Origin of the sequence: Zhongshania borealis (assembly GCF_039539625.1) — a bacterium.
GTDB classification, from domain to species: domain Bacteria; phylum Pseudomonadota; class Gammaproteobacteria; order Pseudomonadales; family Spongiibacteraceae; genus Spongiibacter; species Spongiibacter borealis.
The window spans coordinates 609,400-627,286 of record NZ_BAABDM010000001.1; the positions used below are offsets into that span (position 1 = coordinate 609,400).

Annotated in this window: 13 protein-coding genes and 1 tRNA gene; 13 read left to right on the top strand and 1 reads right to left on the bottom strand. The window is 48.5% G+C overall.

The features are described 5' to 3' along the window. The first annotated feature begins 6 nt into the window (after positions 1 to 6). The 13 genes from ABD836_RS02850 to ABD836_RS02910 all read left to right on the top strand — a co-directional run bounded on the left by ABD836_RS02850 (position 7) and on the right by ABD836_RS02910 (position 16,002). Positions 7 to 1,068 carry a beta-N-acetylglucosaminidase domain-containing protein gene (locus tag ABD836_RS02850; RefSeq protein WP_344932271.1) on the top strand — a complete coding sequence of 354 codons (1,062 nt, stop codon included), beginning with the start codon at positions 7 to 9 and terminating at the stop codon, positions 1,066 to 1,068. Between the two features lie 118 nt (positions 1,069 to 1,186). Next, positions 1,187 to 3,334, top strand: coding sequence for a fatty acid oxidation complex subunit alpha FadB (gene fadB, locus ABD836_RS02855; RefSeq protein WP_344932273.1), 2,148 nt, complete (start codon positions 1,187 to 1,189; stop codon positions 3,332 to 3,334). Positions 3,335 to 3,352: 18 nt separating this feature from the next. Further along, positions 3,353 to 4,528 (top strand): acetyl-CoA C-acyltransferase FadA, encoded by a 1,176-nt coding sequence (fadA, locus tag ABD836_RS02860; protein WP_344932275.1) that lies wholly within the window; start codon positions 3,353 to 3,355, stop codon positions 4,526 to 4,528. Between the two features lie 186 nt (positions 4,529 to 4,714). Continuing rightward, positions 4,715 to 4,799, top strand: a tRNA-Leu gene (locus ABD836_RS02865). A gap of 80 nt (positions 4,800 to 4,879) precedes the next feature. Then, positions 4,880 to 6,208: a trigger factor gene (tig, locus tag ABD836_RS02870; protein ID WP_344932277.1), complete on the top strand. Its 1,329-nt coding sequence runs from the start codon at positions 4,880 to 4,882 to the stop codon at positions 6,206 to 6,208. A 120-nt stretch (positions 6,209 to 6,328) separates the two neighbouring features. Further along, positions 6,329 to 6,961: an ATP-dependent Clp endopeptidase proteolytic subunit ClpP gene (gene clpP, locus ABD836_RS02875; RefSeq protein ID WP_344932278.1), complete on the top strand. Its 633-nt coding sequence runs from the start codon at positions 6,329 to 6,331 to the stop codon at positions 6,959 to 6,961. A 122-nt stretch (positions 6,962 to 7,083) separates the two neighbouring features. Beyond that, positions 7,084 to 8,358, top strand: coding sequence for an ATP-dependent Clp protease ATP-binding subunit ClpX (clpX, locus tag ABD836_RS02880; RefSeq protein WP_344932279.1), 1,275 nt, complete (start codon positions 7,084 to 7,086; stop codon positions 8,356 to 8,358). 181 nt (positions 8,359 to 8,539) lie between these two features. Then, positions 8,540 to 10,966: an endopeptidase La gene (gene lon, locus ABD836_RS02885; protein ID WP_344932280.1), complete on the top strand. Its 2,427-nt coding sequence runs from the start codon at positions 8,540 to 8,542 to the stop codon at positions 10,964 to 10,966. Positions 10,967 to 11,112: 146 nt separating this feature from the next. Next, complete coding sequence (locus tag ABD836_RS02890) at positions 11,113 to 11,385, top strand: HU family DNA-binding protein (protein ID WP_008250078.1); 273 nt, start codon at positions 11,113 to 11,115, stop codon at positions 11,383 to 11,385. Between the two features lie 113 nt (positions 11,386 to 11,498). Beyond that, positions 11,499 to 13,376, top strand: coding sequence for a SurA N-terminal domain-containing protein (locus tag ABD836_RS02895; RefSeq protein ID WP_344932283.1), 1,878 nt, complete (start codon positions 11,499 to 11,501; stop codon positions 13,374 to 13,376). 58 nt (positions 13,377 to 13,434) lie between these two features. Beyond that, complete coding sequence (locus tag ABD836_RS02900) at positions 13,435 to 14,238, top strand: 4'-phosphopantetheinyl transferase family protein (RefSeq protein ID WP_344932285.1); 804 nt, start codon at positions 13,435 to 13,437, stop codon at positions 14,236 to 14,238. A gap of 18 nt (positions 14,239 to 14,256) precedes the next feature. Next, on the top strand, positions 14,257 to 15,432 hold the full coding sequence (locus tag ABD836_RS02905; protein WP_344932286.1) for a phosphoglycerate dehydrogenase: 1,176 nt from the start codon (positions 14,257 to 14,259) through the stop codon (positions 15,430 to 15,432). Positions 15,433 to 15,459: 27 nt separating this feature from the next. After that, complete coding sequence (locus tag ABD836_RS02910) at positions 15,460 to 16,002, top strand: DUF1285 domain-containing protein (RefSeq protein WP_344932288.1); 543 nt, start codon at positions 15,460 to 15,462, stop codon at positions 16,000 to 16,002. A 78-nt stretch (positions 16,003 to 16,080) separates the two neighbouring features. Here the strand turns inward: ABD836_RS02910 and ABD836_RS02915 are convergent, their stop codons facing one another. Next, complete coding sequence (locus ABD836_RS02915; RefSeq protein ID WP_344932289.1) at positions 16,081 to 17,736, bottom strand: electron transfer flavoprotein-ubiquinone oxidoreductase; 1,656 nt, start codon at positions 17,734 to 17,736, stop codon at positions 16,081 to 16,083. Positions 17,737 to 17,887 lie beyond the last annotated feature (151 nt).

Genomic DNA, 17,887 nt, shown 5'->3' on the forward strand with positions numbered 1-17,887 from the left:
AAAATTATGGCATTTTCGCTCGGGGTTATTGAAGGCTTTTACGGTCGGCAGTGGACTTGGGCACAGCGCTTTGCTTTGCCTAGTTTGTTGAGACAGTGGTCTTACGGTAGTTACGTCTATGCGCCAAAAGCGGATGTCAGTTTGCGCAGTGATTGGCGTAGCGAATTTTCGGCCAGTCATCGAGATAATTTACTCGCACTGGGAACTGAGTGTCGTCGGGCTGGGGTTTCATGGGGCTTGGGTTTATCCCCCGTTGGGCTTCAGGCGGATTACACGGCCGCAGATAAACAAGCTCTGGAACGGAAAATTGCTGCAATTGGCGAGCTCCGGCCAGATGTTCTTTGGGTGTTGTTTGATGATTTGCCCGCCGGCAACCCACATCTCGCGAGAAACCAACTGGCTGTCGTTGCGGATATACGTCGTCAGTTGCCCAATCTTCAGCTCGCAGTTTGCCCAAGTTACTACAGTTTCGATCCAATTCTTGAAGCACTCTTCGGTGCATGTCCAGATAATTACTTTGCGGATCTCAATGCCGGTTTAGATGCTGATATCGATGTGCTGTGGACCGGAAATCGGGTAATCAGTGATGCTTACACTGAAAGCGATATGGCTCGTGCGACCAAGCTGCTGGGTCGTAAGCCCCTGTTGTGGGATAACTACCCGGTAAACGATGGTCGTAAAACCAGCCGGTTTCTACATTTAGCACCCTTTGATGGTCGCCCGAGACAGCTGGCGGCTTGGTGTACTGGCCATATGATTAACCCCATGAACCAGTTTCATTTATCGGGATTGGTCTTGCCGACGTTAGCAGAGCTCTATACTGGCAAAGGAGACTACAAGTCTGAACAAGCGCTAGAGTCAGTTTTGAATACGCTGCCGTCCGTGCTAAAGGTGTTATTGCAGCGCGATATGGTGCAATTTCAGCTGAAAGGCCTCGACGGCATAGCGGATGAAGAAAAACAGCATTATCTTAAAGAGTATGGCGCGATATCTCACCCAGTCTCGGATGAGATTTGCGATTGGCTGAACGAGGGCTACCGTTTTGATCCGGCCTGTTTAACCGATTAAATAGCGGCTTCGCTTGCCAAGGTTTTGTGAATAAGGTAGTTTTAGCGCGCGATGTTTACATGGAAAACATGGGCGTACGGCAAATGCCGTCGTCACAATCTCAATTTGAGGAACAACGATGATTTATCAAGGCAAGGCGTTAACTGCAAAATACCTAGAAGATGGGATTGCAGAGCTCTGTTTCGACCTTGAAGGCGATTCAGTTAATAAATTTAACCGTCTGACTTTGCAGGAGCTGGGTGAAGCCACTGCAGCGCTTGCAGGTGAAGCCGGCCTTAAAGGCGTGTTAGTCACTAGCGGCAAGTCGGTTTTTATCGTTGGTGCTGATATAACCGAATTTACCGAATTATTTAAGTTACCAGACGCGGAGTTGCGCGGCTGGGCAACGCAGGCAAATGACATTTTCAATGCCTTTGAAGATTTGCCGGTACCGACCGTTGTTGCGATTAACGGCGTTGCTTTGGGTGGCGGCTATGAAATGTGTTTGGCCTGCGATTTTCGCGTGATGTCGACTGCAGCTATTGTTGGTCTACCAGAAGTGAAGTTGGGTATTAATCCAGGTTTTGGTGGCACGGTACGTCTGCCTCGCGTAATTGGTTGCGACAATGCTATGTTGTGGGTCGCGACGGGTAATCAGCAAAAGCCTGACGCTGCCTTAAAGGACGGCGGTGTTGATGCAGTGGTCGCGCCAGAAGTTTTAAAAGACGCTTCGCTCGAGTTGCTTAAGAGCACTATTGCAGGCGAGTTCGATTATAAAGCGCGTCGCGTAGAGAAAACCTCACCAGTTAAGCTGAATGACATTGAGCGCATGATGTCCTTTACCACAGGTAAAGCGATGGTTGCTCAGCAGGCCGGTCGCCATATGCCTGCACCGCTGACCGCCGCTAAGTCAATGGAGCGCAACGCTGGCCTTAGTCGTGCCGAAGCAATTGAAGTTGAGATTGATCACTTTGTTAAGTTGGTGCGGACGCCGCAATCTGCTGCATTGGTCGGCTTGTTCTTAAGTGAACAGGCTGTCAGTAAGGCTGCGCGCGGTTTTGCAAAAACAGGTGGTGACGTTAAACAGGCCGCCGTTTTGGGCGCAGGCATTATGGGTGGCGGTATTGCTTACCAATCCGCCTACAAAGGCACGCCTATTCTGATGAAGGATATCGCTGAAGCGGGTATCGAGCTAGGCATGAAAGAGGCTGGCAAGCTGCTTGCGAAGCGCGTGTCTCGTGGTCGGATGACGGCAGATAAAATGTCTGCGGTATTGAATAGCATTCGCCCTTCGCTTAGCTATGACGGTTTTGACAAGGCAGACGTAATCGTCGAGGCCGTAGTCGAAAACCCGAAAGTGAAGCGCGCAGTACTTGCTGAGACTGAAAAGCACATTCGCAACGACGCGGTTTTGGCCTCAAATACTTCTACAATCTCCATTACACATTTGGCCGAAGCGCTTGAAAGACCAGAGAATTTCTGTGGTATGCACTTCTTTAATCCAGTGCATGCAATGCCTTTGGTTGAGGTTATTCGCGGTGAAAAAACCAGCGAGTCAACTATTGCTAAAGTTGTGAAATACGCACTGCAAATGGGTAAAACCCCGATTGTTGTTAACGATTGCCCAGGCTTCTATGTAAACCGCGTGCTGTTCCCTTATTTTGCGGGCTTCGACATGCTTATTCGCGATGGTGCGGATTTCCGCAAAGTCGATAAGGTGATGGAAGGCTTCGGTATGCCAATGGGTCCCGCTTACCTGATGGACGTTGTTGGTATTGATACCGGCTACCACGCAGCTGAAGTTATGGCGGATGGTTTCCCTGATCGTATGCGTCACGACTTCACTGGCATTTCTGAAATGATGTATGAAGCTAAGCGCTTTGGTCAAAAAAATGGCATTGGCTTCTATCGTTATGAAGAAGACAAGAAGGGCAAGCCTAAGAAGTGCGAAGATGACACTGCGCTGGAAATGGCTGCTAAAGCCAAACAAGCTAGCGTTGAACTGAGCGATGAGGATATCCAGGCGCGGATGATGATACCGATGTGTATCGAAACTGTACGTTGCATTGATGAAGGTATTTTGCGCGATCCAGCTGACGCCGATATGGGCTTGGTGATGGGTATTGGCTTCCCTGTATTCCGCGGTGGCGCGCTGCGCTATATCGACCAGATGGGTGCTAAAGCATTCTGTGAAATGGCTGACCGCTATGCAGATCTCGGACCCTTGTACCAGCCAACTGCCAGCCTTCGGGCTATGGCGGCTAATGGCGAAACTTTCTTTAAATAATCGGGCGGAGATACCACAATGACTTTTAAAGCAAATGATGTAGTAATTGTCGATTGCGCCCGTACTCCAATGGCGCGCTCTAAAAACGGCGTGTTCAGGAATGTACGTGCTGAGAATTTATCGGCTGCCTTGATTGATGCGTTACTTGCGCGGAATCCTGGTATTGACCCAGCCAGTTTTGAGGACGTGATCTGGGGTTGTGTCAACCAGACCAATGAGCAGGGTTGGAATATTGCTCGGATGATTTCCGTGTTAACCAAGCTTCCCCATGAAGTTGCAGGTCAGACAGTGAGCCGCTTGTGTGGTTCTTCAATGTCTGCGTTGCACACGGCAGCTGGCGCAATAATGAGCGGTTGTGGCGACACTTTTATGGTCGGTGGCGTTGAGCACATGGGCCATTTGGCAATGAATCACGGTGTTGATCCTAACCCACAGGCCAGTAAATATGTTGCGCGCGCCGCAGGTATGATGGGTATGACCGCCGAAGCCCTTGGCATGATGCATGGCATTAGCCGGGAGCAGCAGGATGCTTTTGGTTTACGTTCACATATGCGTGCAACTGAGGCCCAAGCCAATGGCCGTTTTGATAATGAAATTTTCGCGATGGAAGGTCATGGCGAAGATGGTCGCAAGATTTTAGTTAAGGCAGATACCACTGTTCGCCCAGAAACGACGCTTGAGAGTTTGGCGCAGCTGCGTCCAGCATTCGATCCTCGAAACGGTACGGTAACAGCAGGTACTAGCTCTCAGATCGCCGATGGTGCTTCTGCGATGATCGTAATGTCTGGCCAGCGTGCGATGGATCTTGGTTTAACGCCGCGTGCTAAGATCACTGCGATGGCCGTTGCTGGTGTTGATCCTTCAATTATGGGTTATGGTCCGGTACCGTCCACTCATAAAGCGCTTAAGCGCGTTGGTATGAGCATGGATGATATTCAGACCGTAGAGCTTAACGAGGCTTTTGCCGCGCAATCTCTGCCTGTGCTTAAAGATTTGGGCTTGCTTGATAAAATGGACGACAAGGTTAACCTTAATGGCGGCGCGATCGCCTTGGGTCACCCCTTTGGTTGTTCCGGTACCCGTATCGTCACCACGCTGTTGAATGTTATGGAGCAGCGCGACACGTCAGTGGGCTTGGCGACCATGTGTATTGGTATGGGGCAGGGCATTAGTACTATTATTGAGCGCGTCTAAGCGCTCATATGGTGTGTTCTGAATGGTTGGATTGTCATTAATTTAGGATACATCTGAAATTGTGTCACAGCTTCGCTTGATCGCGGTCATAGGCTGTGGCACAATCTCGTTCCTCGCGGGACAGAGCTCCTGCGATTTTGTTTGTAAACCGAGATAATTCAATACCTTAAGTCGGTTTACGGGTGTGCGGATGTGGTGAAATTGGTATACACGCCAGATTTAGGTTCTGGTGCCGCAAGGCGTGAGAGTTCGAGTCTCTCCATCCGCACCATTTCAAAGAATTCTTATGAATGGCCGCTTCGATGCCGAAGTGGCCATTTGTGCTTATAAGACCTGTTTTGAGGATCATCGATGCAAGTTTCCGTTGAAACGACTTCTGGCCTAGAGCGCCGTCTGATTGTAGGTGTTCCTGCTGCCCGTGTAGATGGCGCAGTTGATAGCCGTCTGCAAAAAGCTGCAAAAACTGTAAAGCTTGATGGCTTCCGTCCCGGTAAGGTGCCAATGAGCGTTGTGCGTCAGCGTTTCGGTGAATCGGTGCGTATGGAAGTACTTGGTGAAGTAATGAATGAGTGCTTCTACGAAGCCATTCAGCAGCAAGAACTTAAGCCTGCAGGCCGCCCTGAAATTGAGCCAAAAAGCTTAGAAGCGGGCAAAGATATTGAGTTTGTTGCCACTTTTGAAGTTTTTCCGGATATTGAAGCCAAGGATTACAGTTCGATTGTGGTGAAGAAGCCTGTCACTGAAATTACCGCGGCTGATGTCGATAAAATGATTGAAAACCTGCGTACTCAGCGAGCTAGCTGGGATGTGGTTGAGCGTGCAGCAGCGGATGGCGATAAGGTTAATATCGATTATCTTGGCACTAAAGACGGTGTTGAGTTTGACGGTGGCAAGGCTGAAGGCTCCGATTTAGAACTTGGCTCTGGACGTATGATTCCTGGCTTTGAAGCCGGTGTTGAAGGTATGTCAGCCGGCGAAGAGAAGGTTGTCGCGGTATCATTCCCTGATGATTATCACAGCGAAGACTTAAAAGGCGCTGCAGTTGAGTTTAAGATCACCTTGAATTCTGTTAGCGCAAAAGAATTACCTGAGTTGAATGAAGAATTGTTTGAAGCTTTTGGTGTAAAAGAGGGCGGTATAGACGCTTTTCGCACTGAAGTTGAAAAAAATATGGCTCGGGAGTTGAAAAACGCAACGAAGTCCCGCATTAAGAATCAAGTCATGGAAGGTGTGCTGAAAGTACACGCTGATTTGCAGGTGCCTAAAGCGCTTGTTAGTCAGGAAATCGAAGCGCTTCGTGGTCAGCAAATGCAGCAGTTTGGTGCAATGGCTGAGAAACTGAATGCTGCAGACATCCTTCCCGATGAGCTTTTTCGTGATAATGCGGAGCGTCGTGTGAAATTAGGTTTGGTGCTTAATGAGCTGATTAGCGCAGAAGGTATCAAGGCTGACTCCGACAAAGTTCGCGCTGCTCTAGAGGAGATGGCCGCTAGCTTCGAAGACAAAGACGAGATTATCAATCACTACTTGAGTAATCCACAGCAGCTTCAGCAGATCGAAGGAATGGTCATTGAAGAGGAAGTTGTTGAAAAATTGCTTGAAAAATCTAAGGTTAGCGAAGAAACTTTAAGTTACGAAGAAGTTATGTCGCCACCGGCGGAAGAGGCAGACGAGTCTTAATTTGCGAGACAACTCTGGTTATCTGCGAACAAGCGACTGAACCTTTGGTTCCGTCGCTTGTTTTATTTCCGGTAGATGAAAAATCTGCTTACTAATTTACGATACGGAAGAGTGTTTACTATGTCGCGCAACTCGATTGACGGTATCAATAATAGTTCTATAACCAACCTGGGCTTGGTGCCTATGGTCGTCGAACAGACGGCGCGGGGCGAACGCTCCTATGATATCTATTCCCGGCTGTTAAAAGAGCGAGTGATTTTCTGTGTTGGTCAAGTTGAAGACCACATGGCGAATCTGATTGTGGCTCAGTTATTGTTTCTTGAGTCTGAAAACCCCGATAAAGATATTCACCTGTATATAAATTCACCAGGTGGTTCTGTCACTGCGGGCTTGTCTATTTACGACACAATGCAGTTTATTCGCCCGAACGTCAGCACGATGTGTATTGGTCAAGCGGCCAGCATGGGTGCATTTTTACTAAGCGGTGGTGAAAAGGGTAAGCGTTTCATCCTCCCAAATGCCCGTACCATGATTCATCAGCCGAGTGGCGGTGCTCAGGGGCAAGCAACCGATATTGATATTCAGGCGCGTGAAATCCTGATTATCCGTGAGCGCTTGAACCATCTGATGGCGCAGCACACAGGTCAAACCTACGAAACCATTGCCAAGGATACTGAGCGTGATAACTTCATGAATGCTCAGCAGTCTTGCGATTATGGCCTTGTTGATCAAGTATTGACTGACCGGAAATAATAGCCCGACATTTATAGCGGCAGCTTTGCACAGAGTGCGCAAACTTGCAAAAACAGCGAAAAGGCGTCATCTTTAGTTATAAGGTGGGTAATCGCCATGCAAATTGAACAAGGTAGGTATTGATGAGTAGTAAAGATGGCACAGATGACAACGGCAAACTGCTGTACTGTTCCTTCTGTGGTAAAAGCCAGCACGAAGTCCGCAAATTAATTGCTGGCCCGTCTGTCTTTATCTGTGACGAATGTGTCGACCTGTGCAATGACATTATTCGCGAAGAAGTTCAGGAAGCTGCTAGTGAAGCGGGTCGAGATAAACTGCCAACGCCGCAGGAGATAAACCATACGCTAGATCAATATGTTATTGGCCAAGTGCGGGCTAAGAAGGTTCTGGCAGTAGCGGTATACAATCACTATAAACGGTTGCGCTTTGGCGACAAGAACAAAGACGAAATCGAGCTAGGTAAGAGTAATATTCTTCTTATTGGTCCTACTGGTAGCGGTAAGACCTTGTTGGCGGAGACTTTGGCGCGGTTGCTAGATGTACCTTTCACTATCGCTGATGCGACGACGCTAACCGAAGCTGGTTATGTTGGTGAAGACGTTGAAAATATCATCCAAAAACTGCTCCAGAAATGCGATTACGATGTAGAGAAGGCCCAGATGGGTATTGTCTATATTGATGAGATCGATAAGATTTCCAGAAAATCTGACAACCCATCAATTACTCGCGATGTGTCTGGTGAGGGCGTTCAGCAAGCCTTGCTGAAGCTCATTGAGGGGACGGTTGCTTCTGTGCCGCCACAAGGCGGTCGTAAGCATCCGCAGCAAGAGTTTTTGCAGGTTGATACCTCGAATATTTTATTTATCTGTGGTGGCGCATTTGCTGGCTTAGATCGTGTTATTCGGGACCGTTCTGAAAAAGGCGGTATTGGATTTAGCGCTGAAGTGAAGAGTAAGAGCGAAGCTCGCAATGTTGGTGAAATATTAGCCGATGTTGAGCCGGATGATTTGGTGCGCTATGGCTTGATTCCGGAGTTTGTTGGTCGTCTTCCAGTGATCGCAACGCTTGAAGAGCTAGATGTGGATGCCTTGGTAAGCATTTTAACCGAGCCCAAAAATGCGCTGACTAAGCAGTACTCCAAACTTTTCGATATGGAAGGTGTTGAAGTGGACTTCCGTGAAGATGGCTTGCGTTCTGTTGCTGAAAAGGCAATGACTCGCAAAACCGGCGCCCGTGGTCTGCGTTCGATCTTGGAGTCAGTGCTGCTTGATACGATGTACGATCTTCCTTCAATGGAAAACGTCAGTAAGGTCGTTATCGACGGCTCTGTAATCAAGGGCGATTCAGCGCCAATTTTGGTTTACAGCGAGCAACGCAAAGTCGCTCCAGAAGAATAAATCCTCGCTTCAAAGCCACCGCGGGAGTTATTTTCGCGGTGGAATCCTTTTTTGTCACAATCTTTATAGTCAAGTCTTGTTTTTACCGCGCTAAGTCCCCATCTTTGGCTTAAGCTGTCTGTATTGCAGGCGAATCGTCCGCTGTGTGCGGATTGTACAAAAATTATGCGAGGCAATTTTAATGGCCGATAAGCGAGAAATACAGGAGCTACCACTGCTTCCTCTGCGCGATGTGGTGGTTTATCCCCATATGGTGATACCGCTGTTTGTGGGGCGTGACAAGTCAATTCGTGCCCTAGAGCTAGCGATGGCCAGCAATAAAGAGATTGTACTGGCGGCGCAGCGTAATCCAGATTTGGATGAGCCGGGTACCGATGATCTATACGATATTGGCACTGTGGCAAATATTCTGCAGCTGCTGAAACTTCCTGATGGCACTGTAAAAGTCTTAGTTGAGGGCAGCTATCGCGCCGTACTCAATGCTGTTACTGCCGAAGAAGATTACTTCAGCGCTGAGATTGAAGTTCTGGAAGAGAGTAAAATTGGTGAAGAAGAGTCCGAAGTGATGTTGCGCTCGGCTATCTCGCAATTTGAAAAATACATTAACCTTAGTAAAAAGATTCCTGCCGAGGTGCTAACGTCGCTGTCTGGTATCGATGATCCGGGCCGCCTTGGCGATACGATTGCTGCGCATATGAATATGGCGCTTGAGCAGAAGCAGGCTGTCTTAGAAATGGTTGACGAGCGCGAGCGACTCGAGCACTTAATGGGGCTTATGGAATCCGAAATCGACTTATTTCAAGTTGAGAAGCGGATCCGTGGTCGTGTTAAGAAACAAATGGAGAAAAGTCAGCGCGAGTACTACCTCAATGAGCAAATGAAGGCTATTCAGCGCGAATTGGGCGAGTCGGAAGAGGGTGTCAACGAACTCGAAGAGCTTGAGAGTCGGGTAGATAAAGCGGGCATGAGCAAAGAGGCGTTAGACAAGGCTAAAGCGGAGCTGGCTAAGCTTAAAATGATGTCGCCAATGTCTGCAGAGGCCTCAGTCGTGCGTGGCTATATCGACTGGCTGGTGAGTATACCTTGGCAAAAACGCTCGCGTGTTAAGCACGATTTGGCGCGAGCTGCTGAAATTTTAAATGAAGATCATTATGGCCTTGATGAAGTTAAAGACCGGATTTTAGAGTATCTTGCCGTTCAAAAGCGCGTTAAAAAGGTTAAAGGTCCCGTATTGTGTCTTGTGGGGCCGCCGGGCGTTGGTAAAACCTCATTGGGCGAATCAATCGCGCGAGCCACTAATCGCAAGTTTGTGCGTATGGCACTTGGCGGCGTGCGTGATGAGGCTGAGATTCGTGGCCATCGTCGAACCTATATAGGCTCGATGCCTGGAAAAGTAATTCAGAAAATGTCCAAAGCGTCGGTTCGCAACCCCCTATTTTTGCTCGATGAAATCGATAAAATGGGGATGGATCACCGCGGCGATCCGGCATCAGCGTTGCTGGAAGTGCTCGACCCGGAGCAAAACCACGCGTTTAATGACCACTACCTTGAGGTCGATTACGATCTTTCAGATATCATGTTTATCTGTACATCTAACTCGCTGAATATTCCGCCGGCGTTAATGGACCGTATGGAAGTTATCCGGATTCCTGGTTATACCGAAGACGAGAAAATCAATATTGCGCGTCGCTACCTAATACCGAAGCAGCTAAAGAATAATGGCCTAAAAGAGACTGAGGCCAGTATCGATGAGGATGCTTTGCAGGATATCGTGCGGTATTACACTCGTGAGGCTGGGGTGCGAGGCCTTGAGCGGCAAGTGGCGAAAGTCTGTCGTAAAGTCGTAAAAAATCTCGCGCTGAATGGTGAAAGCGGTGCAATTGAGGTTGGTTCTGCTAACTTGGAAGACTACCTCGGTGTTCGTCGCTATAACTACGGTAAGGCTGAAGAAGAAAATAAGGTGGGTCAGGTTACTGGCTTGGCGTGGACACAGGTGGGCGGGGAGTTGCTTACCATCGAGGCGGTGTCTGTTGTTGGTAAGGGGCGGCATATAAAGACTGGTTCGCTCGGTGATGTCATGCAAGAGTCGATTCAAGCGGCTACCACTGTCGTTCGAAGTCGTTCGAAGCGGCTTGGTATTCCTGCGCGGTACCACGACCGCCACGATATCCACATTCATATGCCAGAGGGTGCTACGCCCAAAGACGGTCCATCAGCTGGCGTCGGTATGTGTACTGCGCTGGTTTCGGTTATAACGGGTATTCCAGTGCGCTCTGATGTCGCCATGACGGGGGAGATTACTTTGCGTGGTCAGGTATTGGCCATTGGTGGTTTGAAAGAAAAACTACTCGCGGCGCACCGCGGCGGTATAAAAACCGTTATAATCCCATCGGAAAACGAGAGGGACCTTAAAGAAATACCTGAAAACATAAAGGCTGATCTTGAAATCCGTCCTGTAAAATGGATTGACGAAGTGCTGAATATCGCACTGGAAAGTATTCCTAAGGAAATTTCGGAAGAAGCTTATTTGGCAGGTATTGACGACAACCACAAAAGTGTCGACGGTAACGATGATATCTTAGGCGAAGCGCGTGCAAACGCACACTAGACGCAGAGATTTCTTGACCATACCTAGCGCAGTTGGTATAAATCCCACTCTTTGCGCACGCGGCCGTCACTGCCGCAGCGCAGGTTTGTGACTGCCAGCAGTGACACGTTTAAATTTTTTTATAACAATTTGAAGGGGAAGAATAAGTGAATAAATCTGAGCTAATCGACGCAATTGCAGAATCAGCAGATCTGTCCAAAGCAGCAGCTGGTCGTGCTCTGGATGCAACAGTAGAAGCCATTACCAATGCATTAAAGTCAGATGATTCTGTATCACTAGTCGGCTTTGGTACTTTTAGTGTAAAAGATCGTGCAGCTCGCACTGGCCGTAATCCACAAACTGGTGCGCCAATCGAAATTTCAGCTGCTAAAATTCCAAGCTTTAAAGCAGGTAAAGCGTTGAAAGACGCCTGCAATTAAGAGTTATAGCCATTCCCGCGTTGCTGGGAAGTCGCTATAGGGGTTAAAGCCTCTTACAGAAGGCGCATCGAGAGGTGCGCTTTTTTTTATGATTCAGAGTCGGATTCGCGTCAATGCTGCAAAATATTCGCAATAACATCCAGGGAGCGGCGGCCAAGTTCATTATCGCGCTCATCATAGTGCCGTTCGCACTGTTTGGTATCGATAGTTTGTTTGGTGGTTCAGGGCAGGTGCCCGCTGCAGTCGTTAATGGTGAAAAAATATCAGAAGCTGAGCTACAGCAGGCTATTAGTCTCCAAAAACGGCGTCTACTGGGAATGATGGGTGATCAAATTGATCCCGCTATGCTTGATGATGCTATTTTACGCAAGCCTGCATTAACTACCTTGATCAAACAGCAACTGCTGCTACAAGCGGCGGCTGAAACCGGTATTGAAATATCGACAGCGCAATTACATACAACTATCGCTGCAATGCCCCAATTCCAAGAAGATGGTCGTTTCTCTCAAGCACGCTACGAGCAGGTATTGCGTGCACAGGGTTATAGCGGCGCCTTCTTTAAGCAGCTTCTTAGGTCAGATCTGACGATCCAGCAGCTTTCGAGTGCTGTTGCAGGGTCCGCATTTGTAGCGGGACCTGAATTGTCACGGGCCATTGGTTTGCTCCACGAGATGCGCGATTATCACTTTATTACAATCGCACAAGCGCCGTATCGCGATAGCGTTAAGGTTAGCGACGAAGAAGTTGAATCCTATTATCAAGAAAATGCTCAGAAATTTCTTAGCGAAGCAGCCGTTCGCTACTCTTACATCGAAGTTTCTGAAGAAGACTTCTTTGAACCTGTCTCGGAAGATCAAGTAGTTGCTGAGTATCAGCGCCTTGTTAGTGCTAGCAATGATCAGGTTGAGCGAGAAGCTGCGCACATTCTAGTAGAAGTTACTGACGATATGAGCCGTGAAGACGCTCTCGCAAAGCTAGAGGGTATTCGTCAAGTGATACTGGGTGGCGCTGATTTTGCCGAACAAGCTCGGCAATATTCTGCCGATGCCGGTTCAGCCGCTGACGGTGGTGCTCTTGGTTTTACTGCCGGAGAAAGTTTCCCTGCCGAGTTTGAGGAAGCTTTGGCTGCTTTAGGCGATGGCGAGGTTTCGCAAGTAGTAGAAACTGAAGCGGGCTTACATTTAATTAAGTTGCTGAGTGTGCGTCAGCCTGATGTCCCCAGCATTGATAGTGCGCGATTGGAAATTACCGAGCGTCTCCGTCGCCAGCAAGCAATGCCGCGTTTGATTGGTGCGGTCGAAGATTTACGCGACCTCGTGTTTAACGCGGAAAATCTGACGATGCCGGCGAAGGAGCTGGGGCTTGAAGTTAAGCAAAGTGAATGGCAAAAACAGTCTGATGAAAGTGGGCTGTTTGCGCACGCTGCGTTAAAGGCGGCTGCTTTTAATGGCGAATTACGCAGTCAGGGCCTCAATAGCGAAGTATTTGAATTAACCCCTGAACGCTTTGCTGTGATTCATGTCGAAGAGCACAAGGCTCCGCAAACACTGCCCCTTGCTGAAGTGCGTGCCGCAATTGTTGCAGATATAGAGCAAAGCAAGGCTGAGTTGGCTGCTGCGGAAAAGGCAGCGGTAGTCCAGGCAGAGTTGAGCAGCGGAAGGCGTGCTGAAGAGGTCGCTAAAGCTGAGCAGTTAACTTGGAATGCTGTTGCCGCGGGTAAGCGAAGTGATATTGCTGTAGATGCGCAAATTCGTAATCGTGCCTTTGCAATGGCCCGCCCAGAGGTTAAGCCCAGTACAAGTGTTCTTCGCCTGAATAATGGTGACCGAGTTGTTGTGCAATTGCTTGATGTTAATTACGGCAGCCAATCTGGCTTAGATGTAGCTCAATATAAAGAGGCTGAAAGTAGCTCCTACAGAAGTCGCTCATCACAAGATTTTTCCGCTTACTTTAATGGCTTGTGGAAAGACGCCAAAATTAAGATTAATTGATATAGGCCCCAGCTGTCATCAAGACAGCTGGGGCTGATTAACTGGATATATAAAAATAATGACTTCCGTTTTACGAAGGTCGCTTGATGAGGGCATTGTCGATGTTTGGTTTAGTTTTACCAATGACAATCGCCTAAAGTCCGCGAAGAAAGGTTACGAGGATATGCTCTCGGTAGCCGAAGTAGAGCAATACCAGCAACTAAAACACGTTGATAATGGTTGGGATTATTTGGTGAGCCGTGCGTTGTTACGCACTGCCTTAGCTGAATATTGCGAACTGGCGCCTCAGGTGCTTGAGTTTCGTGCCAATGATTTTGGTAAGCCAGAACTCAGTAATTCAAGCGTATCGCCAATTATTCAGTTTAATACTGCGCATACCAATGGTCTTACTGTGTGTGTTGTAACACGGGATCACGCAATTGGTGTTGACGCTGAGAGTCGGGCCGAAACCCCGGGGATACTTGACGTCGCTGAAGATTATTTTTCGGCCCTAGAATTACAGGCGTTGAAAAGTCGCGAAGAATCCCAGCAGCTTGATTATTTTTATCGTTACTGGACCTTGAAAGAGGCCTATATAAAAGCCCGTGGCGAAGGTCTTTCAATTCCCTTGCATGATTTTTCGGTAACGCTCGGCGATGACGGTGAGTTCCGTGAGTTTGTGGGTCCAGAAGCTGAGTCCTGGGATTTTCGCTTGCTTGGTCAAAATTCTGCGTACACCGCCGCAGTAAGTATGAATGCGCAGATTGCGGGTTTGAAATTTATCCATAGCGTGCCATTGGGGCCGCAGTCAGAGCAACGTGCTGCGGATGCCTTTAATCAGGGTGCAATACAGGCCGATGAACGTCGCCGCGACATCGGTTAACAATAATAGGAGTAGACCTTGTATAAAGTATTAACGTTGAACCAAATTTCTACTAAAGGCTTAAGTCGTCTACCCGCTGACCAGTATGAATTGGCGACTGATATTGCGGCGCCTGACGCAATCTTGCTGCGTAGTCATAAATTGCAAATTGCAGAGATATCGAGCAGTGTTAAAGCCATAGCCAGAGCGGGTGCGGGTACTAACAATATTCCTATTAGTGCTTGCACCGAGCTGGGTATCCCCGTTTTTAATAGCCCTGGCGCCAACGCCAATGCGGTGAAAGAGTTGGTTATTGCTGGGCTTGCGCTAGGCTCGCGCGGTATTTTGGCAGGGGTCTCGTATGTAAATACCCTTGCTCATATGACAGACGCCGCTGAAATGGCTAAATTACTTGAAAAAGAAAAGAAGCGTTTCAAAGGCAATGAGCTGGCTGGCCGCACCCTCGGTGTTGTTGGTCTAGGGGCGATAGGCTCAATGATCGCAAATGCTGCGTTGAACTTAGGGATGGAAGTTATAGGCTATGATCCTGCCTTGTCGGTTGATGCCGCTTGGCGCCTGCCCAGTTCTGTTAAAAAGATGGATAACTTAAGTACGCTGTTTGCGAAAGCCGATTTCATTACCCTGCACTTACCTGTACTGGACTCGACGCGTGGCCTAGTTAATTCTGAATTGCTTTCCAGCTGTAAACCTGGTTGCTGCTTGCTTAATTTTGCCCGTGAAGAAATTGTTGATGTCAGTGCGGTTATTGACGCTTTGGACGGCGGTAAGTTGCGTCAGTTTATTACTGACTTTCCGGTTCCCAGCTTGATCGGCCGCAGCGATGTGATATTAATGCCGCACATTGGCGCGAGCACTGATGAGGCAGAAGAAAACTGCGCGATTATGGTTGCCGACCAGCTGAACGACTTTCTTTCGAACGGCAATATCATGAACGCAGTAAATTTCCCTAATTTGCATCTTGAGCGCAGTGGGCAGTGCCGTTTAGCGATTGCCAATAATAATGTGCCTAAAATTTTAGGTAGCGTGCTGGGTATACTTGCCGACGCAGATATCAACGTTGTTGATATGTTAAATAAAAGTCGGGACGAAATAGCCTACAATCTTATTGACCTTGGTAGTGAAGCCTCACCTGCGCTTTTAGAGCAGTTGCGTGCACTCGAAGGTGTTATCAATGTTCGCTTGATTCAGTGGTAAAACGGGCGACTTAAGCGAGTAAGGCTAATGACTAGCTTGGATCAATTGCAGGCACACCTGAAAAATCAGCCCAGCGCGCCGCCGATAGAGGGCTGGCACCCAGAATTAAGTGGCGATATTGATATTGTCATTAAAGCCGATGGTCGTTGGATTCACGAAGGTGGGGAGATAAAGCGTCATGAACTCGTCAAGTTGTTTGCTTCGATCCTGCGCAGGGAGGATGACGGGGAATACTACCTGGTGACACCAGTTGAAAAATGGCGAGTGCAGGTTGAAGACCTTCCATTGTTGATTATTGATTTTGAAATTGAAGAAGGAAGTGATTCGCGGCGTCTAATTTTCAAAACGAATGTCGATACCTGGTTTGAATTGGGGGGGCGGCACCCGATATCGATAGATACTGGGGAGGATGGCAGCGAGCCGCAACCTTCGGTATTAACGCGTCATGGTTTAGCGGCAAGAGTGAGTAGGGCGTGTTTTTATCGCTTGGTGGATATTGCTGAGCCTGTTGGCGATTCTATTGTTCTTCGCGCAGCCGGCGAAACCTTTGTGCTAGGTAAATCTGTATAGTTGTTTCAAGCACTTAAAGAACAGTAGTAAAAACGCAAAAAGGGCAGCTTTCGCTGCCCTTTTTGCGTTTTTACTTAGCTACATATTTGGATAGTTGGGGCCGCCTAGGCCTTCTGGTGTTACCCAAATAATGTTTTGCGCCGGATCTTTAATGTCGCACGTTTTACAGTGAACACAGTTCTGACCATTGATCTGGAACTTAGGCGTGCCCTCAGCGTCCTCTACAACTTCATACACGCCGGCAGGGCAATAGCGCTGCGCGGGTTCTGCGTACTTGGGTAAATTGTCGCGGATTGGCAGCTCTGGATCTTTTAACGTCAGATGGCAGGGCTGATCTTCCTCGTGGTTGGTATTAGATAAAAACACCGAGGTCAGGCGGTCAAAGGTGATTTTATTATCCGGTTTTGGATAAGTGATTTTCTTTGATTCGGCAGCTGGTTTCATTTCTGCGTGGTCTGGGTGATCGTCACCTAAGGTCCACGGTAGTTTGCCGCCGAATAAATTGATGTCGACAAAAGCGTAAGCAGAACCGAAGAAATTGCCCCATTTGTGTTGTGCTGGACCAAAATTACGCTGGTCGTAAAGCTCTTTATAAACGGAGGAGTTTTCGAAGGCTGTAGTGTATTCGCCCAGCTCTTGACCAGTTGCCTCATTTTCAGTGATGGCTTTGTGAACCACTTCGGCGGCGATCATGCCAGATTTCATGGCGGTGTGACTGCCCTTTATCTTGGCAAAGTTCAGGGTGCCTGCATCACAGCCAATCAATAGGCCGCCGGGGAAGGTCATTTTAGGTAATGATTGCAGGCCGCCCTTGGCAATGGCGCGGGCGCCGTATGAAATGCGCTCTCCACCTTCCAGGTACTGCATAACAGTTGGGTGCTTTTTAAAGCGTTGAAATTCTTCAAAAGGCGACAAATACGGATTGTCGTAGCACAGGTCAGTTATCAGGCCGATTGATACTTGGTTGTCTTCAATATGGTAGAGGAAGCTACCACCGGCGGCGCCATTTTCGGCCAAGGGCCAGCCCGCGGCGTGCATTACCTTGCCTTCAACGTGTTTGGCTGGGTCGATCTTCCATAGCTCTTTAATGCCGATACCGTAATGCTGGGGGTCTTTTCCGGCATTTAGGTCAAATTTTTCCATTAGGCGTTTGCCTAGGTGGCCTCGGCAGCCCTCTGCAAATAATGTGTACTTGGCGTGCAATTCCATGCCGGGCATGTAGCTGTCTTTTTGGCTGCCGTCCGCGGCAATGCCCATGTCGCCAGTTACAACGCCTTTTACGCTGCCGTCGTCGTTGAACAAAACGTCTGCGGCGGCAAAGCCTGGGTAAATCTCAGCGCCCATGCCTTCTGCTTGTTCGGCCATCCAGCGGCATAAATTACCAAGGCTAATAATGTAGTTGCCTTCGTTGTGCATGGTTTTTGGGACAGCAAAACCGGGGACCTTTATCGCTTTTTCAGCGCTGGTCATATAATAAATGTCGTCGCCAGTAACGGGCGTATTGAGCGGGGCGCCTTTTTCTTTCCAGTCAGGAAAGAGTTCGTTAAGTGCCGTGGGCTCAAATACTGCGCCAGAGAGAATGTGGGCACCAACCTCAGAGCCTTTTTCAACAACGCAGACACTGATGTCTTTGCCAGTGCTTTCGCTCAATTGACGGATTCTACAAGCTGCCGCTAATCCGGCGGGGCCAGCCCCGACGATCAGGACATCAAATTCCATTGATTCGCGTTCCACAGACGTTCTCCTATTTATGCTGAGTAGCATTGCCCCTAAAGAGGGCGCTTTACGGCTAATTAAAACGATGAATTATAAAACTACGGGCGTTAAAAGGCTACTTTAAGCGGGGTTTTATTGCATGTTGCCTAACGGTATTTGTTTTTAACAA